19 protein-coding genes and 1 riboswitch are annotated in these 24,344 nt (G+C 50.2%); of the genes, 11 read left to right on the forward strand and 8 right to left on the reverse strand.

The genetic code is table 11. The annotated features are described in order from the left end of the window. Positions 1-28 precede the first annotated feature (28 nt). The 6 genes from Undi14_RS02950 (at position 29) to Undi14_RS02975 (ending at position 5,440) form a co-directional block, all read left to right on the forward strand. Positions 29-571 (forward strand): adenine phosphoribosyltransferase, encoded by a 543-nt coding sequence (locus tag Undi14_RS02950; RefSeq protein WP_200177837.1) that lies wholly within the window; start codon positions 29-31, stop codon positions 569-571. Between the two features lie 164 nt (positions 572-735). Further along, the gene (locus tag Undi14_RS02955; RefSeq protein ID WP_200177838.1) at positions 736-1,260 is read left to right on the forward strand and encodes a GNAT family N-acetyltransferase; all 525 of its coding nucleotides are present in this window, start codon (positions 736-738) and stop codon (positions 1,258-1,260) included. A gap of 385 nt (positions 1,261-1,645) precedes the next feature. Next, positions 1,646-1,719, forward strand: a riboswitch (S-adenosyl-L-homocysteine riboswitch). A gap of 26 nt (positions 1,720-1,745) precedes the next feature. Next, positions 1,746-3,173 carry an adenosylhomocysteinase gene (ahcY, locus tag Undi14_RS02960; protein WP_200177839.1) on the forward strand — a complete coding sequence of 476 codons (1,428 nt, stop codon included), beginning with the start codon at positions 1,746-1,748 and terminating at the stop codon, positions 3,171-3,173. A 68-nt stretch (positions 3,174-3,241) separates the two neighbouring features. After that, positions 3,242-3,586, forward strand: coding sequence for a phage holin family protein (locus tag Undi14_RS02965; protein ID WP_190477187.1), 345 nt, complete (start codon positions 3,242-3,244; stop codon positions 3,584-3,586). Beyond that, on the forward strand, positions 3,583-4,410 hold the full coding sequence (gene metF, locus Undi14_RS02970; RefSeq protein ID WP_200177840.1) for a methylenetetrahydrofolate reductase [NAD(P)H]: 828 nt from the start codon (positions 3,583-3,585) through the stop codon (positions 4,408-4,410). Before Undi14_RS02965 ends, metF begins: the two co-directional genes overlap by 4 nt. 247 nt (positions 4,411-4,657) lie before the next feature. Further along, positions 4,658-5,440: an MBL fold metallo-hydrolase gene (locus tag Undi14_RS02975; RefSeq protein ID WP_234030374.1), complete on the forward strand. Its 783-nt coding sequence runs from the start codon at positions 4,658-4,660 to the stop codon at positions 5,438-5,440. Here the strand turns inward: Undi14_RS02975 and Undi14_RS02980 are convergent, their stop codons facing one another. Continuing rightward, the gene (locus Undi14_RS02980) at positions 5,441-5,923 is read right to left on the reverse strand and encodes an Lrp/AsnC family transcriptional regulator (RefSeq protein ID WP_200177841.1); all 483 of its coding nucleotides are present in this window, start codon (positions 5,921-5,923) and stop codon (positions 5,441-5,443) included. It lies immediately after the preceding gene. 155 nt (positions 5,924-6,078) lie between these two features. Between Undi14_RS02980 and metC the strand changes: the two genes are divergently transcribed. Beyond that, entirely contained in the window at positions 6,079-7,284 is a 1,206-nt protein-coding gene (metC, locus tag Undi14_RS02985) for a cystathionine beta-lyase (protein ID WP_200177842.1), read from the forward strand. Between the two features lie 155 nt (positions 7,285-7,439). Here the strand turns inward: metC and Undi14_RS02990 are convergent, their stop codons facing one another. The 7 genes from Undi14_RS02990 to metK form a co-directional block, all read right to left on the reverse strand. After that, entirely contained in the window at positions 7,440-9,674 is a 2,235-nt protein-coding gene (locus tag Undi14_RS02990; RefSeq protein WP_200177843.1) for a penicillin-binding protein 1A, read from the reverse strand. A gap of 6 nt (positions 9,675-9,680) precedes the next feature. Beyond that, a complete protein-coding gene (locus tag Undi14_RS02995) occupies positions 9,681-11,441 on the reverse strand; it encodes an ABC transporter ATP-binding protein (RefSeq protein ID WP_234030375.1) in 1,761 nt (586 codons plus the stop codon). 1 nt (position 11,442) lies between these two features. Then, positions 11,443-13,194 (reverse strand): ABC transporter ATP-binding protein, encoded by a 1,752-nt coding sequence (locus Undi14_RS03000; RefSeq protein ID WP_200177845.1) that lies wholly within the window; start codon positions 13,192-13,194, stop codon positions 11,443-11,445. Positions 13,195-13,538: 344 nt separating this feature from the next. Continuing rightward, complete coding sequence (locus tag Undi14_RS03005) at positions 13,539-15,650, reverse strand: prolyl oligopeptidase family protein (RefSeq protein ID WP_234030376.1); 2,112 nt, start codon at positions 15,648-15,650, stop codon at positions 13,539-13,541. Positions 15,651-15,977: 327 nt separating this feature from the next. Then, positions 15,978-17,852, reverse strand: a complete 1,875-nt coding sequence (locus tag Undi14_RS03010) for a M4 family metallopeptidase (protein WP_234030377.1) — start codon at positions 17,850-17,852, stop codon at positions 15,978-15,980. A 591-nt stretch (positions 17,853-18,443) separates the two neighbouring features. Beyond that, complete coding sequence (locus Undi14_RS03015) at positions 18,444-19,361, reverse strand: M14 family zinc carboxypeptidase (RefSeq protein WP_234030378.1); 918 nt, start codon at positions 19,359-19,361, stop codon at positions 18,444-18,446. A gap of 26 nt (positions 19,362-19,387) precedes the next feature. After that, positions 19,388-20,569 (reverse strand): methionine adenosyltransferase, encoded by a 1,182-nt coding sequence (gene metK / locus Undi14_RS03020; RefSeq protein WP_186884696.1) that lies wholly within the window; start codon positions 20,567-20,569, stop codon positions 19,388-19,390. A 221-nt stretch (positions 20,570-20,790) separates the two neighbouring features. On the opposite strand from metK, the gene Undi14_RS03025 reads away from it, so the two are divergent. From Undi14_RS03025 to Undi14_RS03040, 4 genes are all read left to right on the forward strand, one after another. Continuing rightward, positions 20,791-21,651, forward strand: coding sequence for a lysophospholipid acyltransferase family protein (locus tag Undi14_RS03025; protein WP_200177846.1), 861 nt, complete (start codon positions 20,791-20,793; stop codon positions 21,649-21,651). Next, positions 21,648-22,511: a lipid A biosynthesis acyltransferase gene (locus tag Undi14_RS03030; RefSeq protein ID WP_200177847.1), complete on the forward strand. Its 864-nt coding sequence runs from the start codon at positions 21,648-21,650 to the stop codon at positions 22,509-22,511. The genes Undi14_RS03025 and Undi14_RS03030 overlap by 4 nt, the downstream gene beginning before the upstream one ends. Positions 22,512-22,654: 143 nt before the next feature. After that, positions 22,655-23,497, forward strand: coding sequence for a hypothetical protein (locus tag Undi14_RS03035; RefSeq protein WP_200177848.1), 843 nt, complete (start codon positions 22,655-22,657; stop codon positions 23,495-23,497). Between the two features lie 261 nt (positions 23,498-23,758). Further along, positions 23,759-24,289, forward strand: a complete 531-nt coding sequence (locus Undi14_RS03040; protein WP_200177849.1) for a hypothetical protein — start codon at positions 23,759-23,761, stop codon at positions 24,287-24,289. The last annotated feature ends 55 nt before the right edge of the window (positions 24,290-24,344 follow it).

Genomic DNA, 24,344 nt, shown 5'->3' on the forward strand with positions numbered 1-24,344 from the left:
TATTTTAAAATTTGAAGGTCATCCGGCGATGTTAAATCCATCCGAGTACATTAAAGAACATATCCGCACCGTGCCAAACTGGCCGCAAGAAGGCGTGATGTTCCGCGACATTACCCCTTTGTTGCAAAATCCTAAGGTGTTTCGCGTGTTAATCGACATGTTTGTGCATCGCTACATGGATCAGAAGATTGATGTGATCGCCGGTCTGGATGCGCGCGGCTTCATCATCGGTTCGGTGCTGGCGTATGAATTGAATCTGGGCTTCGTGCCTATCCGAAAAAAAGGTAAATTGCCGTTTCACACCGTGTCGGAAGAATATGAGCTGGAATACGGCAGCGCAACCGTCGAGCTGCATGCCGATGCCTGCAAAAAAGGTGACCGTGTCGTGCTGATCGACGATCTGATTGCGACTGGCGGCACCATGATGGCGGGTAAAAAACTGCTGGAGCGTCTCGGCGCTATCGTGGTCGAAGGCGCGGTGATTGTTGATCTGCCTGAACTGGGCGGCTCTAAGCTGATTAAAGAAAGTGGCTTGCCACTGTTTACCGTATGTAATTTCGACGGACATTGATATCGGCAAATTAATTCGCCGCTGAACGCCGTGCTGAATTGACGGCGTCATGACAGCGTAAAAAAGAATGAAAAGAAGAACGGACTGGTTCGTCTGGCCCTGAAAAAAGCTGATACGCTGATTGCTATCAGCTTTTTTTATACCGAAATTGTGAGGGATAAAGTATGCCTGTTTTGGAAGTGCAGGGCGCTACGCTGCCGACGTATGCGGCGCAGTTGAATCTGTTGTTGCAGCAATGTGTTGCCGCTGGTGCCAGCATCGGTTTTATCGCACCGCTCAGCGATGATAAAGCGGCGGCTTTCTGGGCAAATATCCATCAGTCCGTACAGTCTGGCGAACGCCGTATGGCGCTGGTGCTCGACGATGATGGCCGGGTGCTGGGAACCGTGCAGCTTGTGCTTGATATGCCGGGAAACGGGCAGCATCGGGCGGAAATCGCCAAACTGATGGTGGCACCGGATGCCCGGCGACGCGGCATTGCGCGCAGCTTAATGCGGAGGGCAGAAGATATTTGTCGCGCTGAGCAGCGCAATCTGATCGTACTGGATACCAAAACAGGTGATGCAGCAGAACCTTTGTATTTATCGCTGGGCTATCAGTTGGCAGGGAAAATTCCTGGTTATGCAATGTCAGATACGGGAACGCTAGACAGCACCAGCATTATGTATAAACAATTGTTACGCGGGTGAAAGCGGACGACGCTGCTAGCGTATGTTTTTGCAAACGCCAACACGGCGTTGTTCTGCGCTGCGCTGCGTATGCTGACATGTTTTTTTCTGTCAGCGCCCGCTTTGATGGCAAAATATACTGGGGGGAGTATATAAAAACCCCCTTTGTTTTATTGTGAGAATAGCGTTGTTTTTGAATATACTCCCATCAAAATCAGATTTTGACAGAAATTTTCCGGCATAAAATGGCACAGACTGGCGCAGGCAAAATAGGCATGAGCAGCTGATTTTTCGATGCCGTGCTTCGTCTTGCGACAAGTTTTATCCGCACAAGATGGGCAAGCCGACGTATTGTGCCGAAGTTTTTTACATCGCCCAACAACAGGCTTCTGCGCTATACTTCAGGTCTTCCAAGGAGCGCTGCGACAGGATCTTGCTATCTTGCCAGGCTTGGAATCCACACAACTGCGCTCACGTTACTTTTTTCAATCAGAAAGGAGGGCGTGATGAACGCCACTGTAACTTCCGCACCATCTAATACTACTCAGGATTTTTTAATTGCCGATATCAGTCTCGCTGACTGGGGTCGCAAAGAGATCCAGATCGCTGAAACCGAAATGCCTGGCTTGATGGCAATCCGTGAGGAATTCGCCGCCAGCCAGCCGTTGAAAGGCGCACGCATCACCGGTTCGCTGCATATGACAATTCAGACTGCAGTCTTGATCGAAACCCTGAATGCACTTGGTGCACAGGTGCGCTGGGCTTCCTGCAATATTTACTCGACACAAGATCACGCTGCGGCAGCGATCGCTGCGGGCGGCACACCGGTATTCGCATTCAAAGGCGAAAATCTGGACGAATACTGGGAATTCACGCACCGTATCTTTGAATGGACTGACGGTGGTTATTCCAACATGATTCTGGATGATGGCGGCGATGCGACACTGTTGCTGCATCTCGGTACCCGTGCGGAGAAAGATATTTCCGTATTGGATAATCCAGGTTCAGAAGAAGAAATCTGCCTGTTTAACGCAATCAAATCGCATCTGAAAACAGAACCAGACTGGTATTCCAAACGTCTGGCCGCTATCAAAGGCGTGACCGAAGAAACGACCACAGGTGTGCATCGTCTGTATCAGATGCATAAAGAAGGCAAACTCGCTTTCCCTGCGATTAACGTCAATGATTCCGTGACCAAATCCAAATTCGATAACCTGTATGGTTGCCGCGAATCGCTGGTGGATGGTATCAAGCGTGCGACTGACGTGATGATCGCTGGTAAAGTCGCTGTGATCGTCGGTTATGGTGACGTCGGCAAAGGTTGCGCACAAGCGATGCGTGCATTGTCGGCACAGGTCTGGGTGACTGAAATCGATCCTATCTGCGCATTACAGGCAGCGATGGAAGGCTTCCGCGTGGTGACGATGGAATACGCCGCAGAACATGGCGATATTTTCGTGACGACAACTGGTAATTACCACGTCATCAATCATGCGCATATGCTGAAGATGAAAGATCAGGCGATCGTTTGTAATATCGGTCACTTCGACAATGAAATTGATGTCGCGTCGCTCAAGCAATACACCTGGGATAACATCAAACCGCAAGTGGATCATGTGATTTTCCCTGATGGCAAACGCATCATTCTGCTGGCAGAAGGTCGCCTGGTGAATCTGGGTTGCGGTACCGGCCATCCTTCGTATGTGATGAGCTCTTCCTTTGCGAATCAGACGATTGCGCAAATTGAATTGTTCCTCAACAACGATCAATACCCGGTTGGCGTTTACACCTTGCCTAAGCATCTGGATGAAAAAGTCGCCCGTTTGCAATTGAAAAAACTCAATGCGCAACTGAGCGAACTGACCGATGAGCAGGCTGCCTATATCGGTGTGAAAAAAGAAGGCCCGTACAAGCCTGATCACTACCGTTATTAATTGTCACTGACTCCTCGTCTGGCCTTGCCAGCGGGGAGTTTTTCTTGTCCATTAAAACAGGAGTCCGTATGCGTCTGCTTGCTATCTGGTTAATCAATGCCCTTGCTTTGCTCGCCATCCCTTATCTGATGCATTCTGTTGCCATCGATAGTTTCGGCACAGCTTTGCTGGTGGCGCTGGTGCTGGGGTTGGTGAATACCATCTTGCGTCCGGTGTTGCTGGTGCTGACCTTGCCGGTAACGATGCTGACCATGGGCTTATTTATTTTTGTCATCAACGGCTTGTTGTTCTGGGCTGTGGCGAACGTGGTTGATGGCTTTCATGTCGCAGGATTCTGGGCAGCAGTCGGTGGTGCTTTGTTGTACAGCGTGATCTCCTGGACACTGTCGACTTTACTCTTCCAACAACGATGAAGACGCATAATTTCAGCATAGAATTTTTCCCGCCAAAGACGGCGGAAGGCACTGAGAAATTACGTGCAACCAGAGCAAAACTGGCTGAGTTGCAGCCTAAATATTTTTCCGTGACATTTGGTGCCGGTGGCACGACGCAGCAGGGAACGCTGGATACCGTTCTGGACATTCGCAAAGAAGGCTATGATGCCGCGCCGCATTTGTCTTGTGTCGGCGGCAGCCGTGAATCGATACGCGACATTCTGCAGCAATATCAGGCCAACGATATACGGCGGTTGGTGGCGTTGCGTGGTGATTTGCCGAGTGGCTATGGCATGGGCGGCGAATTCCGTCACGCCAGTGATCTGGTTGAATTTATCCGTGCCGAAACTGGTAACTGGTTTCATATCGAAGTGGCGGCTTATCCGGAAATGCATCCGCAGGCGCGTTCACCGCAAGACGATTTACAAAATTTTGTCCGTAAGATGAACGCCGGAGCCAATGCCGCCATCACGCAATATTTTTACAATGCGGACGCTTATTTCCGCTTTGTTGATGAAGCGCAGAAGGCTGGTGTGACCGCACCTATCGTGGCGGGCATTATGCCGATTACCAACAGCAGTCAGTTGTTGCGTTTCTCTGAAATGTGCGGCGCAGAGATCCCGCGCTGGGTACGTCTGAAGCTGGCGAGTTTTGGCGACGACACAGTGTCGATCAAAGCCTTTGGACTCGACGTGGTGTCATCTATGTGCGAACGTTTGCTGGCAGGCGGCGCACCTGGGCTGCATTTCTATTCATTGAATCAGGCCGCCGCAACAACGGCAATCTGGCAACGCCTGGTGTAATCGTTCATTTTAATCGTCCATTTTTTCAAAAGCGTGCTGATGGCAATGTCAGCACGCTTTTTTTGCTTGTGAAAAAGGAGCGGTTTGTCAGGCGGCTGAACTCATTCTCCGTTTTTAAGCACAAATTCTTGTCTGTAAGAAAATATTTATTTTGATTCAAGTCAAGAATACAGGCCTTTTTCTGCACTACAATAATTCGTTATATTTAATTTTTCATATTTAAATAACCTTGCCACCGGGAGCAAAATTGGCTATTGAACTTTACAATGACGGCAAACACATCTGCGTGATGTTTAACGATCTGGTGAAAGATGCCGGGGATCATGCCGTTCAGGCCAACCAGTTCCTTGTCGTTTCCGATGGTGAAGGCGCTTTGATAGATCCGTCCGGCCATCTGACATACAACTCGCTGGTACTGGCGATGCACAAATACGTACCCAAGCAGCAGTTGAAGTATATGTTTGCTTCGCATCAGGACCCAGACATTATCGGTTCACTGGATAAGTGGCTTTTCAGTACTGAATGTAGTCTGTATGTGTCTAAACTCTGGTCACGTTTTGTACCGCATTTTTGTAATCTGAACCGCGCTGACGGCCGCATTATCGGTATTCCGGATGAGGGTATGCCCGTGCCTATGCGTGACACCACGATCCATGCAATACCTGCGCATTTTTTGCATGCGGAAGGCAATTTCCAGTTTTACGACTCGAAATCAAAAATTCTGTTTTCCGGTGATATGGGCGCGTCGATGGTGGATGCGAGCGATATCGAGAAACCGATGAGAACCAAAGCAGATTTCCTCGAAGAGCTGCACACCATGAGTGGTTTCCATAAGCGTTACATGGTGTCAAACAAGGTCTGTCGCCTGTGGGCAAACATGGTACGGCAAATGGACATTGAAATGATGGTGCCGCAGCATGGCCGTTATTTTGTCGGTAAAGAAGCGATACACGCGTTCCTCGACTGGATAGAAAACCTGCAGTGCGGCATCGACCTGTTCACGCAGGAAAACTACCGCTTCCGTGGCTGATCAGCCCGCTTTTGGTGGTTTCACTACCGCATAGTCCAGAGGCAATGCGGTAGTACTCTTAATCACTTCCATCACAAAACTGGAGCTGACGTCCTGTAAGTCGGCGACTTTCACCAGTTTTTTATAGACCAGATCAAAACCTGCCATATCCGGCACGTGGACCTTCAACAGATAGTCGATGTCGCCGCTCATGCGCAGTATCTCAACGATCTCGCTGATGTCTTTGACGCCCGCAATAAACTTCTGCATCCATTTCTCGTTATGCTGCGCCGCCTTGAGCGCCACCATCACGGTTAAACCGAGATTCAGTTTGCCCGGATCGCATAAAACAACCTGACTGCGGATGACGCCATCTTCCTGCAGTTTCTGCACCCGCCGCCAGCAAGGTGTGACGGAAAGATGCACTGCCTGCGCCAGATCTGCCAGAGAAATGGAGGCATCTTTCTGCAAGAAATTCAGTATTTCAAGATCTTTTTTATCCATAATTGAAAGTTTTTAGCAATTTTTTCTAAAAATAGCATATATGCATAAAAAAATGAGTAAAAATTTCTGCCCGATGATTGTTACGATGACGGTTATACCATCGCCTACAGTCACCTGAATGCGATACCTGAAATATTCTGTCTCTGGAGAACGCCATGCAGCAACACTCATCTGAATTGCAAACGGCAACGCGCCTGACCCATGCCGGCCGCAAAGGAAAAGAGCATCATGGCCCCGTCAACCCGCCCGTGGTTCGTGCTTCGACAATGTTGTTTCCCGATTGTGCGGCTTTGCAGGAAGCTAATGGCACCCGCCGCTCGTATGCGCGCCATGCAACCGAAACCACACTGGCGCTGGAACAGGCGCTGTGTGCCGCTGAAGGCGCTGCTGCCTGCATGCTGACCTCGTCGGGTTTGTCGGCGATTACAACGACCTTGCTGGCTTTGCTGAAACCGGGCGATCATCTGTTGATGGTTGATACCGCTTACGATCCTACACGCCAGTTCTGTGATGGTTTGTTGAAACAGATCGGTGTCAGCACAACGTATTACGACCCGCTGATTGGTGTGGGTATTGCTGCCTTGATGCAGCCGACCACCAAAGTGGTTTTTGTTGAGTCTCCGGGTTCGCTGACGTTTGAAGTGCAGGACATACCGGCGATTGCGGCTGTTGCACATGCGGCTGGTGCGGTGGTGGTTTCTGACAGCACATGGGCTACACCGATAGGCTGGGATTCCTTTGCGCTGGGTGTGGATGTTTCACTGCATGCAGCGACCAAGTACATCGTCGGTCACTCTGACGCGTTGATGGGGGCGATCTTGACGAATGAAGCCTTGCATCTGCGTATTCGCAATACGTATAAGCAATTGGGCATGTCTGTCGGCGGTGATGATGCGGCGCTGGCATTGCGTGGTTTGCGTACCATGGCTGCGCGCCTGGCTGTGCATCGAGAAAGTGCGCAGGTTGTTGCGAAGTGGCTGCAGGCGCAGCCTGAAGTGGCAGAAGTTTTATATCCACCGCTGGAAGGCGCTGCAGGGCACGCGTTGTGGAAGCGCGATTTCCGTGCCGAATATGCATGTGGATTGATGGGCGCGGTCTTTCATTCGAATGTGACTGAAGCGCAGGTCGCGGCATTGATTGACCGTACACGTTTGTTTGGAATAGGTTTCAGCTGGGGCGGATATGAAAGCCTGATTCTGCCGACTCGCCCAGCCGGGTACCGGACGATTAATGCAGAAAAATGGAGTACACCGATGATACGTTTGCATATCGGACTGGAAGCAGTGGAGGATTTAATTGCCGATCTGGACGCTGGATTTTCTGCATTAAGAGAGCCAGGTGCTATCGCCAGAGCAGCATAAATTTTTAATTCAGTGAATGCAGTTCGTGGCGTTCGCCGGTATTGTCATCAACGTGTCATTCACGTTGATTAAGATGCCAGCGTCCTACTGCTTTACCTCCAAAGGTCAGGATATTCACCCGCAGATTTTTCTGCGGGTTTTTTTTGGGTGGTGAGTTATGGTGGCGGGCTGACTGCCTCATCCATATCCAATGTTTTTACGCCGCCGCCATTCAGAAATTCCACGTACATCCAGTCGCCTTCGGCATTGCTGACACCGTCCGGGGCGCTTCTCTGGCTCTCTGCTTTGCCAGCAAGACTCGCACGCATGCTGTCTATCCAGATAGGTAAGGCGAGCGTTGAGCCAAATTCTCTGCCGCCTAAGGATTTAGGATCGTCATAGCCCATCCATGCAACCGCGACGACATTCGCTGCGTAGCCAGCAAACCAGCCGTCAACCGCATCGCTGGTCGTCCCTGTTTTACCAGCCAGATCATGGCGCCCTAAGCGCGCGCTGGCTGAGGCACCCGTACCGCTGCGGGTGACTTCACTTAACAGGCTATGCATCACAAAGGCATTCCTGCCATCAATCACACGAGCATCTTCTTGGGCAATCGCCGGTACTTTATTTTCACTCAGCACCTTGCCTTTGGCATCAACGACCTTGCTGATCAGCCACGGCGTGATCTGATAACCACCATTCGCAAATACGGCATACCCTGCCGCTAGTTGCGCTGGTGTGACTGCCCCAGTGCCTAGCGCCATAGTCAGATCATCCGGATGCTTTTCTTTATTAAAGCCAAAACGTGGCAACCAGTTATGCGCAGTATCGACACCGATGGCTTTGAGTATGCGCACAGAAACGACGTTTTTCGATTGCGCCAGCGCCGTACGCATGCTGATGGGGCCATCATATTTGCCATCGTCATTACGCGGGTCCCAGCGTAGCAAGGTGCCTGTTGTGGCGGAGAGTTGCACGTCATTGATCAATGTTGCCGGAGAAAAGCCTTTTTCCAGCGCCGCTGAATAAATGAATGGTTTGATGCTGGAGCCAGGCTGACGCCAGGCGCTGGTGACATGGTTGAATTTTTTGCGATTGAAATCGAATCCGCCTATCAGTGCACGGTAAGCACCGGTCTCAGCATTCAGGGCAACGTAGGCACCTTCGACTTCAGGTAACTGGCTGATACTCCAGCGTTTCTTCGTATCCTGTATCACGCGGATCACCGCGCCCGGAACGATTTTCAGACTGGATTTTGCTTTCGCTTGTAAGGCGTTTGCCGCAAATTTTAAGCCGTCGCCATCAACCACTGCGGTGTCACCGTTGGCTAGTTCCGCCTTGATGATTTTGCTGCTGACTTCGGTTACGACCGCTGCCTGTAATTTATCGCTGGAGGGATGTTTGCGCAGCACTTCATCAATCGCATCGTCACGTTCATCTTCATCAGCAGGTAACTGAATAAAGGCTTCGGGGCCGCGATAGCCGTGGCGCTGGTCGTATGCCATGACGTTGTTACGCACTGCTTCATAAGCAGCTTCCTGATCTGCTTTCAGCAGCGTGGTATAGACTTTGATACCACTGGTGTAGGCTTGTTCTTTGTATTCGTCGACGATTTTCTGGCGCACCATTTCAGCGACATAGTCGGCATGAGTGTCATAAATTTGTTTGCCGGTGACGGTGATTCTTTCATGTATGGCCTGATCGTATTGCGCTTCGGTAATCGCGCCGCGATTGAGCATGAGTTTGAGCACCACTTCCTGCCTTTGCTTGGCCTTTTGGAAATTACTGACCGGATTATGCCGCACCGGATTTTTCGGAATCCCGACCAGCATTGCGCTTTCCGCCAGACTCAGTTCATTCAGCGATTTATTGAAGTAAGTACGCGCCGCGCCGGCAAAGCCATGGGTACGCTGACCCAGATAAATCTGATTCATGTACAACTCCAGAATCTGGTCTTTACTGAGTGCGGCTTCAATACGGGTGGTGAGTAGTAATTCTTTGAGTTTGCGATTCACGGTTTTTTCCTGTGACAGGAAAAAATTTCTGGCAACCTGCATCGTGATGGTCGAGGCACCCTGATGAAAACCACCGCGCAAATCTGCCAGCACGGCGCGACCGGCACCGATAAAGTCGATACCGCTATGTTCGTAAAAGCGCGCATCCTCAGTCGACAGCAAGGCTGTTTTCAGTTTTTCTGGAATCTCTTTGATTGGTACAAATTCACGGTGTTCTTCGCCAAATTCACCGATCAGCGCGTTATCTGCTGTGTAGATACGCAGCGGTATCTTGGGACGGTAATCGGTTACCGCGTCGAGTGGCGGCAGGTTTGGTGCAAGTACCAGAAACACGTAGGCCAGCACGCCCGCAGCGATGATGCCCAGCGATGCCACTATGGCAGCAATCCATTTCATGTCGGTTTAATCCTCTAAAGTTTGCAGCAGATACAGTTTTTGATAAATACCCTGATCTATCTGCATTAATTCCTGATGCTGACCTTGTTCTGCGATTTTGCCGTGATTCAGAACGATGATGCTGTCCGCATCCCTGATGGTGGAAAGGCGATGCGCAATGGCGATGATGGTGACTTTGCCACGTAATTCGTTCAGCGCAATCTGCACGATCTGCTCGGTTTCGCTGTCAATATGGGAGGTCGCTTCGTCCAGGAACAGGATGCGTGGCCGACCCGCCAGCGCGCGGGCAATGGCGATCAGTTGTTTTTGCCCGGTGGATAGTCTGGCTCCACCTTCGCCGAGTGGCGTGGCATAGCCATGTTCCAGTTGCAGAATAAACTCATGGACGTGCGCTGCTTTCGCTGCCGTGATGATGTCAGCCTCGCTGATGCTGCGTCCCATCGCAATATTTTCACGTGCGCTGGCGGCAAGTAAAAAAGGTTCTTGCGGTACCAGGCCGACGCTGGCGCGGAAATGCTCATCTGAGAAAGCGGCAATGTCATGCCCATCGATCCTGATGCTGCCAGATTGCGCGGAATAAAAGCGCAGCAGCAAACTCATCAGTGTCGATTTTCCGCTGCCGGTATGACCGACTACACCAAAAAAACTCCCTGCCGGCACGTGTAAATTTACGTCCTGCAATACCGGATGTCCAGCGCTGTATGCAAAGCTCAGATGCGCGATGTTCACGTCGCCTGACAGCATTTGTACATCGGTACTGGTGTTAGTTGCCTGCTGTTCATGTAACAAGGTATTGACCCGCGCAGCTGAGACGACGGCTTGCTGAATTTGTCCGAATTGCAGCGTAATCTGAATCAGCGGGTCAACAACGCGCGCGATATAACTGACAAATGCATACAGAATCCCGACTTCGACCCCTGAAAAACTGCGTTGCCCAAAGCTGTAAATCACGACTACCAGCAGCACGGAATTGAGTAAATCCAGCGCTGGTCGTAGTAACCACGCATTTGCGCGCAATTCATCAAGGCGGGCGACGTAATGCAATTGGTTGGTATTAGCAAAGCGTTGGCCGAAACGTTGTTCGGCATTGCTGGCCTGCAGTGCGCTCATGCCACTGATGCTCTCTGCAACCTGCGCATTGATGTCGCTGCGTAACTGGCGCGCCCTGCTGACCGCCGGAGCGCTCCAGCGCTGGTAAAACCAGACAATAATCACGACGGCCGGAATTAACGTGATGACGATCAGCATCAGCCGCCAGTCCAGCCATGCCATTGCCACCAGTGCACCGAGCACAACGATGGAGCTGTCCAGCATCACAAACAGCACCTGCACATACAGATTTTTGACTGACTCGGTATCGTTGGTGACGCGGCTGACAAGCTGACCGGTAATCGCCTTATCGAAGAAGGCCATAGGCAAACGCAGGACGTGCCCATACACTTGTTCGCGTAAGCGCCGCACTGAACGCATTGCAACCCCCGCAAGTCGGGTCAGCTGCATGTAGCGCAGCCAGGTTGCTCCCCAGCCTGTTACGACATACGCCACCAGTAAGGCGATAACAGCAGGCCAGTCCATGATGCGCGGCAGCAGATAACGGTCGATAAACGCTTTACCTAGCAAAGGGCCGAGCGCTTCCAGTCCCGCCGCAATCAGCAAAAAAAATACGCCCCAGATCACGTGCTTTTTTTCCGGCTGGGCTGCTTGCACCAATAACTGTACGGCTAATTTTTTTTCAGATTTCGGAGTGGTATTTTCTGTCGTACTCATATCACGCGGCATGTAAGCTTGCCTCCAGTTGCTGATAGCGCCATTGCGATGCGTACCATTGATTGGCGTCCAGCAGTTGTTGATGCGTTCCTTGTTCTGTGATTTTCCCATCCCGCAAAACAAGGATGTGATCGGCATCGACCACCGCACTCAGGCGGTGACTGATGATGATCGCACTGCGTTCGTTTTGTTTTTTGCGTAATTCGGCAAGATGCTGAAGGATGCGGGTTTCGGTATCCGTATCGACGGCGGAAAGCGCATCGTCCAGTATCAACAGCGGACTGGATGTCAGCAGTGCGCGGGCAATCGCAACGCGCTGGCGCTGGCCACCTGATAGTGTGACACCACGTTCACCGACGGGTGTGTCGTAGCCTTGTGGGAAACGCAGAATGTCATCATGTACTGCCGCTAAGGTCGCGGCACGGATTACCTGCTCACGACTGGCATAGGGATTCGACAGCGCAATATTTTCTGCCACTGACGCCGAAAATAAAAAAGGTTCCTGTGCTACCCAGTTAATGGCCGTTCGTAAGCTGTGCAATGGATATTCTGCGATGGCATGTTCACCCCACCGCACCTGCCCATGTGCAGTTTCTATTTGCCGCAACAGCAATTTAATGATGCTGGATTTCCCTGCGCCGGTTGGCCCGACGATGCCCAGCGTTTGTCCAGGCGAGATTGACACCGAAATATCGTTCAGTGCATTTCTGCTCTGGCCGGGATACGAAAAACTGATGTGGTCGAAATGAATCGTGCCAGATAGCGGGCTGCTCAGCGTGCCTTTGTCCTGAATCGACAGTTCTTGTGACAGAACAGGTTCCAGCCTGCCCCAGGCTGCTTTGCCGCGCTCCATCAGAGACAATACCCAGCCCGCAGCAAACATGGGCCAGATCAGTTGTCCCAGATACATAGTAAAGCTGGTGAGCGCGCCTATCGTCATTTCTTCGTGCCACACGAGATAGCCGCCGACCGCCAATGTCAGTGCACCGGCTGCCGTCAGCGTGATGCCGACCGCAGGCTCATAGGCGGCTTCCCAGCTTTGCGCCGAGAGGCTGGCGCTGGCAGCGTCTTCAGCGAGTTTGGCAAACTGCGCGGCACTGCGTTGTTCCAGACCCAGAGCGCGCAGAGTGCGCACGCCAGCGAGGGTTTCCTGCACCTGATCGTTGAGTTTGCTGAAGCGTTCCAGCGAATCGCGCGAGGCTTCATGCACCTGATGTGTGATATGCCGGAACGCCCAGGCCATCAGGGGAAATGGCAATAACGCCGCCACCGCAAGACGCCAGTCCACGCCAAGTAACATCATGCCGATGACCAGGGCAAATGTCATTGATCCATCAAAACCTGCCAGTGCTGCTTCACCGGCCGCAAGTTCTATCGCATCGGCATCATTGGTACCGAGTGCCATCAGGTCGCCGGTACGTTGTTGCTGAAAAAAATTCTGTCCCTGTAAACTCAGGCGCTGATATAAACGAGTGCGAAGTTCAACGCCGAGCTGATACGAGGCCGTGAACAGCTGCATGCGCCAGCCGACACGCAGGAAATAAATGGCGATGCCCATCAATAACAGCCATGCGAGTTCGGTCAGCATACCGCGTTGATCAAGCTGACCACTGACCAGTCCATCAATCACGGCGCCAACGCGACGTGGTATCAATACGGTCATCAGGGCGACGGCGAACAGCATACTGGCTGCTGCGCAATAGCGCTGCCAATGGCGGCGGATAAATGTTTTCAGTAGTTGGAACAGTGTCATGCAAATTCTTAAGTAGGACTGACGCAAAACCGCCCCTGCGGCGTGATGGCTCCTGGCCGACCTATTCGTACTATCTTCGTCGCCATGGTGTAGCCAGGGTTTCAGGCAACATGTTGCCTGCTGGCGAAACGGACATCGCTTACCAGCGATGTTTTCCAAAGCAGAAAAAAGCTTTTTAGTCTTGCCGGGTCAATTTTGCGTCAGCCCTGTTAAATAAAAAATCCGTTATCCCACAACAGGATAACGGATTGTAAACGGATTAAACGGATTGTGATTGGATCGCAGACTGATTCGACTATCGACGTCGAATCAGCGCCTGCCAAATTTGTGGCAGTTTGCCGCCATCAGCGAACTGCATTTGCGTCGTTGTCGCGTTTTAACATATTCCACAAGAAGCTGTAGGTAATTGCACTCATATCGGCTCTTTGTTCATTATTTGCCGCACCACCATGTCCGCCTTCGATGTTTTCGTAGTACCAAACATTTTTGTGACCCTGATCCAGCATTTTTGCCGCCATTTTACGGGCATGGCCAGGGTGTACGCGATCATCACGGGTTGAGGTAATAAACAGAACATTAGGATAGCGAACGCCTGCTTTGACGTTGTGGTAAGGCGAGTAACGCTGGATGTATGCCCATTCTTGCGGCACGTCAGGGTTACCATATTCGCCCATCCAGGACGCACCCGCCAGCAGTTGATTGTAGCGCTGCATATCCAGCAACGGCACCTGACTGACAACGGCATTGAACAATTCCGGATGCTGGGTCAGGGCAACGCCCGCCAGCAGGCCGCCGTTACTGCCACCCATGGCACCAAGATGACGCGGGCTGGTTATTTTGCTGGAGATCAGGCTGTTTGCGACGGCAGCGAAGTCATCATACGCACGCTGACGGTTTTCTTTCAGTGCGGCCTGATGCCAGCGTGGGCCGAATTCACCGCCGCCACGAATATTAGCAACAACATAGACGCCGCCTTTTTCCAGCCAGGTTTTACCTAAGGCGCCAGAATAGGATGGTGTCATAGAAATCTGGAAACCGCCGTAACCGTAAAGCAGGGTAGGATTGTTGCCATCGTATTTGACATCTTTCCGTTTGACGACGAAGTAAGGAACTTTCGTGCCATCAGCCGAAGTTGCAAATTGCTGAACTGTTTCGTAAGGAGTTGCATCAAAAAATGCTGGCGCTGATTTCAATTGTTCGCGTGTATCGTTGGCAGCATGTGCGAGAAGATAGACGCTTGGAGTCAGATAATCAGAATAACTCAGGAAGTAATCATCATTACCTTCAGTGTCAACGGCACTGATGCCCACTGCGCCCATGGTCGGTAGCTGCACCTGGCGGGACGCCCACTTTCCATCTGCAAATTTCCATTCCTGCAAATGGCTTTTAACATTGTTGAGTGACTGTACTAACAGGTAGTTCTTAGTTGCAGTTAAGCCCGTGAAAGACGTACTGTCTGTTGGCTCAAACAGATTGGTGAATTGGCGATCACCATGTTGAAAGGCTTCGAAATCAATCGCGAGAACGCTGCCACTGGCATAGGTTTTTTCACCAATTTTCCAAGTTTCTCGTGGTGTCACGATCATTTGTGTGCTGAAAAAGGCGACGCCGGATTTTTCAGGGATATCGAGCTTCTGTAATTGATCTCCATCAAGTAAAAAATTTTCTGCGGTATAAAAAGTGATTTGACGATGAACCAGATTGTGTTGAATTCCGCCATGCTGCGTACTTTGCGCCGAAACAGCCATGTCGGATTTTTTACCTTCCAGAATGGTTTTGGCTGCGCTGATCGGAGTGCCACGCTTCCATACTTTGACGATGCGGGCATAACCTGAATCGGTGAGTGATCCGGCACCAAAGTCGGTGGCGACAAACAAGGTGTCTTTATCGCGCCAGTCCAGCGACATTTTTGCTTCAGGCAGCGAGAAACCGTCTTTCACAAAAGTTTTTGTGTTCAGATCGAATTCACGCATGGTGACCGCATCTGCGCCGCCACGCGAGAGTTCAATCAGGCAACGGTCAAACGCAGGTTCGCGGCAATTACTGTTTTTGAATACCCAGTTTTCATTTTCTGCCGCCGCCAGCGCGCCGATGTCGAGCACAGTTTCCCATTTCGGTTGCGCCTTGCGATATTCTTCGAGTGAAGTTTTGCGCCAGACACCGCGCGGGTGCTCCGCGTCGGTCCAGAAGTTATAGACGGCATCGCCCATTTTTCGTATGCCGGGGATGCGGTCTTTGGAATTCAGGATGACTTGCAAATCACTGCGTAATTGTTTGAAACCAGCGTCGTTATCGAGCTTGTTACGGGTGACCTGGTTTTGTGATTTGACCCAATTCAGTGCTTTCTCTCCGGTGACGTCTTCCAGCCATTGTTGAGAATCCGTGGTTTGTGCCGCCGCGATGCTGGTTACGCCGAGCATGCAGAGGGTGGTGAGCAGTGATAACTGTGGTTTCATTTTTTAAGAGTTCTCCGCTATGTGATTTCGTTACTTGTTTTGTGGCTGGTGTCGTATTGTTTATCTGCGCCATTGTAGCTATACATCGACACAGAATTAACTGACTAGTTCCATGTAAGCATATATTTCCTGCTTCTGATATGGCACCCCGTAAGAAAGTTGATTTGTTATGCAGATCTGAATTGACGCGCGGATTCAGAAAGGATGTTCAGATCACACATTTTTGCGGCACTTCTGCACATTAAAAATCCCGCTCAACTGCATAGCAGAAGGAGCGGGATTTTTTTTCTCATTCGTTACGAATGAGCGACTGCTTTGTACTTACGTTTATTGATAGTTCGCGACCAGCGTTGTGCTACTGACTGCCGCGTATGCACTGACCAGAACATAGTATGTTGCAGCTGACGGCGAAGCAATAGTCACGGTTTCTGTATTGGTGGAACCGGTTGATTTTGCTGTGTACGATGTCGTTGTCGGTGCTGTCGATGCTTTGACATAAATATCACCGTCACCTGTACCGCCAGACAATTTAAATGTCAGATTGGTCGCGCCAGCAGGAACCACGATGGAATACAGTTTCGTTGCACCTTTCGCCAGTGTGATGCCGCTGACGGTTACGCCTTTTGTCAGTGGGGTGGCGGTCGGTGTTGTTGTGGTGCAGCTGACACCAACGCTGGCGAAGGCCGCAGTCACATCGGCAACGGCATAGCCACGGTTAGTCGCTGCTTTTTCAACACCGCAGGCACCTTGGTTAAATGTGCTGCTGGATGTCCAGTAGAGACGATTCGCATCTGCCATCACTTCAAATGCCTTGCGTGTATTCCAGCCTGCTGTTGTTGCTAACAGGTAAAAGGCTTTGTTATACACACCGCTCGAATAGTGAACATCGAGGCTGCTGGTGTAGTTGCTCGCATTTGCAATGGAGCCGCCATCCAGCGGTGGGTTGTACATATAACGTAATGCACCTGTGGCTTTGAAAATATCGGTACCGACTTTGAAATCATTCGTCCCTTTGACATAGTACTCAACTGCTTCACCAGCCATATCGGAGAACGCTTCGTTCATACCACCCGACATACCCGAATACACCAGACCGGAGTTTTGTTCGGTGAAGCCATGGCTTACTTCATGCCCGGTTACATCCAGTGCTGTTAACGGATAGAAAGTGGAGGCACCATCGCCGAAATTCATCGAGCTGCCATCCCAGAATGCATTTTCGTAGCTGGAGCCATAATGCACTTTCATGACCAGTTTCTGGCTGATAGGACGCACGCCGAGATAAGTCTGGTACATGTTGAATACCTGGTTACCGAAGTAATGTGCATCATTCATCGGTGAGTAACCGCCATTGATAGTTTTGACGGTATTTCTCGGGCAGGTAAATGAATGCAGCGTACCTGCGCCTGAGGTCGCACTATTCATGTTGTAGGTGGCAACATTAGTGCTGTTGAGTGTACAAGTTGAACCACTGACAGTCACATCAAGGAAGCCGTATCCGGCTGTTGTACCATATTCATACTGACCAGTTTTCGCATTGCCGCCAGGCCCTGTGCCTGTCGTTGCGTGAGTCAGACCTTCCCATTTCTCGACAACGACACCGGTATTGGCATCAATGATGAAATGCGGACGGCTGGGTTTTGCCGGATTTGTAGTGTCAAGAAATGACACCAGATAGACCAGTTTGCCGACGTTATTCTCGTCCAGTTTCACAAACAGTTTTGCCTGTTCATTTTCGCTGCTGGATGCGCGAGCCTGAGTTTTTGCCAGAGTAACTGCCTGTGTTGTTGAATAGAACGGTTTGGCATTTGGTACATCTTTGGCCAGATTGCTGATCAGATAGCCTGACAGGGTCGATTGCGCTGCGCCAGCATTGGCGTGCTCAACAATGGCCTCACCCCAGACTGGCACACCTTGATGAAATTGTTGGAAGCGCGTTACTACGCGACCGTTAGCGTAAGTCTGGCTGCGTGCGGCTTGCAGTTCACTGCTTGTTAAACCCAAAGTGCTGTGGATGCTGGGAGCCCCCGAGCTCGCTTTACCTGTGACCGAGGATGATCTGCTTGCCGCAGATTGCGCTGTCGCCGAAGGCGTCAATTGCTCCAAATTGATTTTGTCTGCTGCTGAGGCGCTCCATGCACAGGCAAGCAACGCTGCCATCATGGTTGGCCGGAACACTAAGCTGGTATTAGAAGTACGTGTCATTTTTGTTTATCCCTAAATTGTTGTTAATGTTATTGAACTTGCAGCTTATGGCAGCAAGTTAAGAGTAGAACTTAAACAAACCAGATCAAAGCGGGAAAGCCTGAAGCAAATGGCTTATCGCCCAGCGAAAACACTGCGATACATGCTCGCTACCCGACAAGCGATTGTCCTGATAGCGATAAATAGTTAATCAGATAATTTGTTAAGGGAAAATGACAGTGTTGCGTATTTTTAATTACTTAAAAAAGTAAATTTTTTACCAACAGAAGAAAATTTCTTTTCAATTAGTAAATATCGAACTTGCTTCATCGAAACACGGGATGTGCGAAGCAAACAGGGATATTACATAACAAATAGTTAAAAATATTTTTACTAATTATTATGTAATAAGTAACGGAGGATGATAGATGGGCTTGACAGAAAAACTATTGTGATTAAATAACTTATTCTGAAGACTGGCGTATTGATTCTGATCAGTCAGAGCTAAGATTCGTCATAACGAAAAAAATTCCCTTTATTTAGAAAAATAATCAATTTATTTTTCTGCGTCGAGTTAAGTAGCTGCAACTGCTTTTTTGAAAATACTTTTACTTAAGGGTTGCGCGCAGTTCTTACCGGTGCCGCGATATTCTGGCGTATCCATTTTTGCATGTCTTGCCAGATGCGTTGCACCTCAGCTTCAGGTGGCATCTGAGTTGCGTTGGGTAACTCTATGGTGACGACTGGAATATCCTTATGCAAGCCACTATAGTTTCCCAGTGAGCCCGGATAAACACCGACACGGTTATAGACCAGTCTGCCAAAACGATTTGGCGGTTTACTCGGACCATCAAAATCCAGCACACCAAATGGTGCATGAACGGAGATGATTACATCTGGTTTGTATTTTTCGATGGTGTCATACACCCAGCGACTTTCTGGTTCTGAAATCGGTGCTTTACCTGGATAGCGGCGCGGGTCTTTTCGAGTCACGCGAGCCCAGTAGGCGGGCGCTTCTTTTTCCCATTCCGGCGTGGGGAAGTTGCGGTTCAGATCAATGCCGCGGGCGTTGACCCGGCGCGGTTTCGCCGCGAGTAAGCCGTCAGGATTCACGACTGGCGCGATTTTCCAATGAAACTCGGTCACGTCATTTTTCTGGATATTTTCCAGCCACTTAAATACGATGGCCGACGCCGTTTGTTCGTCTCCGTGAATGCCGCCGAGCAGCAATACTTTGACGGCATGCGGATGTCTGGCATCTGCACGCCAGTCACGTGAAAGCAGAGGAAAACCATTCAGTGAATTTGTACCTGCGGGTATCAACTTACTTTTGAGGCAATCGTTGACATTGACTCCCGGTAATTTGAGTGCAAGCGGAGTGCACCAATCAGTGACGGTTTTTGTCTTGGCTAGGGGGGCGGCAAATGTCGAGGATGCTGATACGGCGGATATCAGCATCGTGCAGGCCAGCGCTGTTTTTTTGCAGGACGATGCAATGACTTTTTTACCACTCAATAAAAACCACTGCATCGTTACTTCAACTCCCGCTACAAAAATTACAAACCTGCCGCCGCCCGCAAGATCGCTGCTTTATCTGTGCGTTCCCAAGTGAACTCAGGCTCTTCACGACCAAAGTGACCATACGCCGCAGTTTTTGAATAAATCGGACGCAGTAAATCCAGCATCTGGATAATACCTTTTGGACGCAGATCAAAATATTCATTGACCAGTGCAGCGATCTGCGCGTCAGGAATCACGCCTGTGCCTTCGGTATAAACCGTGACATTCATAGGCCGTGCCACGCCGATCGCATATGCCACCTGAATCTGACATTGCTTAGCCAGACCTGCCGCCACGATATTTTTTGCGACATAACGTGCAGCGTAAGCAGCAGAACGATCTACTTTTGTAGGATCTTTACCGGAGAATGCGCCACCACCATGCGGACAGGCACCACCGTATGTATCAACGATAATTTTACGACCAGTCAGACCGCAATCACCTTGCGGACCACCGATCACAAAGCGACCGGTAGGGTTGATCAGGTATTTGGTATCCTGCAGCCATTCTTTCGGCAGCACGGGTTTGATAATTTCTTCAATGACCGCGTCGATGAACGACTGCTTCATCTTGGTTGGTGTTTCGCTTTGATCCGGGCTGTGCTGGGTTGACAGCACGACAGTGTCGATGCTGTGTGGCTTGCCATCGACATAACGCATTGTGACCTGAGATTTGGCATCCGGACGCAGGAAAGGCAGACGGCCATCTTTACGCAATTGCGCCTGACGCTCGACCAGACGATGTGCGTAATAAATCGGTGCTGGCATCAGCTCAGGTGTTTCATCGCAAGCGTAGCCGAACATCAGACCTTGATCACCCGCACCGATGTTCAGATAGTCGTCGCTCGCGCGATCCACACCTTGTGCAATGTCGTTACTCTGCTTGTCGTAGGCGACCAGTACGGCACAACCTTTGTAGTCGATACCATATTCAGTATTATCGTAGCCGATACGTTTGATGGTATCGCGCGCTACTTGAATATAGTCGATGTTGGCTTGCGTCGTAATCTCACCGGCAAGGACAACTAAACCAGTGTTTGTCAGCGTTTCAGCCGCAACACGGGAATAGGGATCTTGTTCGAGAATAGCGTCGAGAATTGCATCGGAGATTTGATCCGCGACTTTATCGGGATGTCCTTCAGAAACGGATTCTGAGGTAAAAAGAAAATCATTTGCCATCGCAGGCTCCTGTAAAAATGACCGTAAAAAATTGTGCCGCAGTCGGAAAGAGATCCTGCGACGCTTTAGCGAATTTTATAAACCGCCTCGCAAGTTGTCTGTTAACTCGGCGGTAGCTTGCTGTCAGAACCTCAACAGCTAGCCAATGTGTGATATTTTACGCTCTCTATTCGATTTCTGTCGAATACCCCTCTTTTTTTTACCTATTCTTGAGCAGCGTCATGCTTGTCATTCTATTCCGATTTCTGTCGATTTTTCCGCTCTCCGTACTGCATCTGATTGGCGCAGTATTAGGACGTATTGTGTATTTGTTGTCAGGCTCTTATCGTCGGCGCTTGCGGGAAAATCTCGAACGTGCCGGATTTACCGCACATTTAAGCGATGCGATCAAAGAGGCAGGGAAAAATATACTCGAGTTACCTTTTATCTGGTGCGCGAAACCTGATCGTGTTTTGCGTACCGCCAGTTTAGAAAACTGGGACTTAGTGCAACAGGCGCTGGATGCCAAAAAAGGCGTAATTTTTCTGACACCGCATTTAGGCTGCTTTGAAATTGTGGCACAGTCGATCGCGGTACGCACGCGTTTGACGGTGATGTATAGACCGCCCCGTAAAGACGCACTGAAACCCTTGATCGAAGGCGCGCGCGCTCGGGATAATCTCTTGCTGGCACCGGCGAATTTATCTGGTGTGCGCATTATGGCGAAGGCACTGAAGAAAGGCGAGGCGATTGGTTTGTTGCCAGATCAGGTGCCGCAGGAAGGCGAAGGTGTCTGGGCAAAATTTTTCGGTAAGCCAGCGTATACGATGACCTTGTCAGCCAAGTTGCACAGCATGAACGGTGCGCCGATTATTCTGACATACGCTGAGCGTTTACCGCATGGGCGTGGCTACGTCGTACGTTTTGCCGCATTTGAGGAAGAGTTGGGAAGCGATCCTGTGCAACAGGCGGAAGCGATTAATCGCGGTATGGAAAAATTGATTGCCCGTTCACCAGCACAGTATTTCTGGAGCTATAACCGCTACAAAAAACCGGATGGTGTCAGTGGTCCCGATACTGATGTTACAGAGGGACAGGCATGAGAGCTGTGCTCCTGATGATGTGGTTGTTGCATTGGTTGCCTTTGCCAGTTTTGGGGCGTTTGGGGGCGGGCGTCGGTAGCATATTGTTTTCTCTGATACGCAAACGTCGCCATATTACTCTGACCAATTTGCGACTCTGTTTACCGCATCTGAGTGAGGCAGAAAGAGTGCGTATCGCCCGCCAGCATTTTCAAATGTATGCACGCAGTGTGCTGGAACGCGGCATTCTCTGGTGGGCATCAGAACCTCGTCTGAAGCGCCTGATTCAGGTCGAACCAGCCGTTCCATTGGATGTTATTCAACAGGGGCCGACCATACTGATGTGTCCGCATTTTGTTTGTCTGGATGTCGCTGGTGTCGCTGTGATGCTGGAATCAACATTGTGCTCGATTTACACCGAGCAGAGAAACAAAGTTTTTGATCTCGCTTTGCGTCGCGGCCGTTCGCGGTTTCGGCCGGTGAAGTTATTTTCACGAGCGGATGGCGTGAAACCGATTATCCGTGCGATGCATGAAGGTCTGCCGTATTTCATGTTGCCAGATATGGATTTCGGCGCAAAAAATGCAGAGTTCGTTCCATTCTTTGGCGTACCTGCCGCAACGCTGACTGCATTGCCACGGCTTGCCGCATCGACCGGTGCAAAAGTGGTGCCGGTCATCGCAACGATGCTGCCAGATTATCGGGGATGGAAAGTCACGTTTCATCCACCGTGGGAGAATTATCCCGGTGCAGATATCACCGCAGCGACCCGTCAGATGAATGCTTTCATTGAGCAGGAAATCCTGAAAGCACCGGCAGAATATTTCTGGGCGCACAAACGTTTCAAGACCCGGCCAGAAGGTGAAGCCAGTTTGTATTGAAAACGACGCTATCTTGATTAATGCTGCGCGGTATGTGGTGAGTTTGGACGATGGGCTTAAGGCGGAAGTCAATAACGATGCTGAAGCAAAGATGCTGCAGACTGCCTAATGAGTCGGTTAGTCAAAAAGAAAGGTTTGATCTGATGTTAAAGCAATTATGCTTCCATGCTACCGTGACAGTGCTTACCTTTCTAATTGTCACGTTCATTGCTGCGCCGACAATGGCAGCACAGTCATTTGAGCTTCGCCGTGAGCAGGAGACTGTTTTTTTTAAAGGTGAAATTAACCGAGAGTCTGCAAATGCATTGATTGAACAGATCCGAAGCGGTGCATCACTGATTGTCATTACCTCCGAAGGTGGGAGTGCAAAAGATGCTCTGGATGTGGCTAAAGAGATGGCTAGCAATAAAGTGGCACTGCAAGTACAGGATTATTGTTTTTCCAGTTGTGCCAATTACCTGTTTGTTGCCGCGCTCCAGAAAAAACTGATGCCAGATGCTGTCCTTGGGTTTCATGGAGGAGTGTCTGGAGCCGCAAAAAATAAAAATGAACTAAATCATATAAAAAATACCTCATTCCAATCCGAGTTAAATGATCTCGAAAGGGAGGAGCAGTCATTTTATAGTTCGCTAGGTTTTGATAGTACCTTGATTCACATTTCTGCTTTATTGACTATTGCGACTGTTCCTGCGATTTTTAAAGTGGAGTTGGATGATGATAAACATGTGTATACATTTTCAAATCGTGCGGAACTCGCTGTATTTCTATCAAAAACGATAGACTCAATGACGAAATATCGTATCAGTGTTGCCCGCCCATCCCCCAGAGTATATTTTCCAAACCAGCATATGCTGACGAAATACGGTGTCAAAGGCATCACGGATTATCCCTATCCCGTCAATCAGCAAGCAATGGATATGCTGGCAAAAGAGTTGGAGGTGGAATTGATCGGGGATTATGTATCAGACCAAAAACTGCCTGATTGACAATGCTGTCAACCTGACTTTACAATCGCGGCACAGGTGCTAAGGGGCGCCTTCCCGCACAAGAGGCTCTCACCCTTTATCTTTGCAGCCACAGTACTAATGTCGTTACTGACGATACTGTTGCTGCCATCTTTTGATGTGATAAGCGAAATTCGTTTGACGTAGCGGGTCGTCAGATAACGAATCGGAGCTCATCATGTTGACCTTGTATATTTCTGCACTATTTCCTTTTATTGTCTGCCCTACTCAGGGAGCGCAGACATGAACGTTTTAATCAACGAACTCAAAACCCGCGCCCGTCTGTGGTTAACACTGCTGCAAAGTGACAATGCCAATGCTCGCAAGCGTGCGCAGGTTCTTTGTCGCCAGCACCGCTGGGATATTCCTGACGGCTGGCAACTGCGCCATTGTCTTAATCTGGCCGCGGCGGATATTGGCTTTTCTCATTGGGAGCATGCCCGCCACGTGCTGTCTGGTCAGGCGCAAGCGGGTGACGACATGGGGGATTTCTGGCATGGCCCGGAAGTCGCTGGTCTGAGTAATCTCTGGTATGCCACTTACGCCGACGCAGACAAGCAACTGCAGGCCGACCCGCATCTTTATTTGCTTCCTTACCGGCGGCAATTCATGCTGGTCAGCACGCATTATCTGGAAGCGCTGCAGCTGAATCTGGATGCGGGATTGTGGCACGGCCTGCAAAGAAACCTGACGCTGGCGTATGCCAGTCCTGCATGGCAAGCGCTGGCATTACAACGTTTACAAACCAGCCGTGTTGGTCGCTTTGCGCAATAGCAGAGTTGACCGCAAACCGCGTTTGATTGACAACCCCGTTGGTCATTACTGCCAC

The organism is Undibacterium sp. 14-3-2 (genome assembly GCF_016595265.1).
GTDB classification, from domain to species: Bacteria; Pseudomonadota; Gammaproteobacteria; order Burkholderiales; family Burkholderiaceae_D; genus Undibacterium; species Undibacterium aquatile.

Excerpts from the sequence above, each read along its gene's own strand:
- Undi14_RS03035 (WP_200177848.1), top strand. The coding sequence starts at position 22,655 with ATGTTAAAGCAATTATGCTTCCATGCTACCGTGACAGTGCTTACCTTT.
- Undi14_RS02950 (WP_200177837.1), top strand. The coding sequence starts at position 29 with ATGTTAAATCCATCCGAGTACATTAAAGAACATATCCGCACCGTGCCA.
- Undi14_RS03000 (WP_200177845.1), bottom strand. The coding sequence starts at position 13,194 with ATGACACTGTTCCAACTACTGAAAACATTTATCCGCCGCCATTGGCAG.
- Undi14_RS02980 (WP_200177841.1), bottom strand. The coding sequence starts at position 5,923 with ATGGATAAAAAAGATCTTGAAATACTGAATTTCTTGCAGAAAGATGCC.
- Undi14_RS03030 (WP_200177847.1), top strand. The coding sequence starts at position 21,648 with ATGAGAGCTGTGCTCCTGATGATGTGGTTGTTGCATTGGTTGCCTTTG.
- Undi14_RS02990 (WP_200177843.1), bottom strand. The coding sequence starts at position 9,674 with ATGAAATGGATTGCTGCCATAGTGGCATCGCTGGGCATCATCGCTGCG.
- Undi14_RS03010 (WP_234030377.1), bottom strand. The coding sequence starts at position 17,852 with ATGACACGTACTTCTAATACCAGCTTAGTGTTCCGGCCAACCATGATG.
- Undi14_RS03005 (WP_234030376.1), bottom strand. The coding sequence starts at position 15,650 with ATGAAACCACAGTTATCACTGCTCACCACCCTCTGCATGCTCGGCGTA.
- Undi14_RS03025 (WP_200177846.1), top strand. The coding sequence starts at position 20,791 with ATGCTTGTCATTCTATTCCGATTTCTGTCGATTTTTCCGCTCTCCGTA.
- ahcY (WP_200177839.1), top strand. The coding sequence starts at position 1,746 with ATGAACGCCACTGTAACTTCCGCACCATCTAATACTACTCAGGATTTT.
- metC (WP_200177842.1), top strand. The coding sequence starts at position 6,079 with ATGCAGCAACACTCATCTGAATTGCAAACGGCAACGCGCCTGACCCAT.
- Undi14_RS02995 (WP_234030375.1), bottom strand. The coding sequence starts at position 11,441 with ATGAGTACGACAGAAAATACCACTCCGAAATCTGAAAAAAAATTAGCC.
- Undi14_RS02955 (WP_200177838.1), top strand. The coding sequence starts at position 736 with ATGCCTGTTTTGGAAGTGCAGGGCGCTACGCTGCCGACGTATGCGGCG.
- Undi14_RS02965 (WP_190477187.1), top strand. The coding sequence starts at position 3,242 with ATGCGTCTGCTTGCTATCTGGTTAATCAATGCCCTTGCTTTGCTCGCC.
- metK (WP_186884696.1), bottom strand. The coding sequence starts at position 20,569 with ATGGCAAATGATTTTCTTTTTACCTCAGAATCCGTTTCTGAAGGACAT.
- Undi14_RS03040 (WP_200177849.1), top strand. The coding sequence starts at position 23,759 with ATGAACGTTTTAATCAACGAACTCAAAACCCGCGCCCGTCTGTGGTTA.
- metF (WP_200177840.1), top strand. The coding sequence starts at position 3,583 with ATGAAGACGCATAATTTCAGCATAGAATTTTTCCCGCCAAAGACGGCG.
- Undi14_RS03015 (WP_234030378.1), bottom strand. The coding sequence starts at position 19,361 with ATGCAGTGGTTTTTATTGAGTGGTAAAAAAGTCATTGCATCGTCCTGC.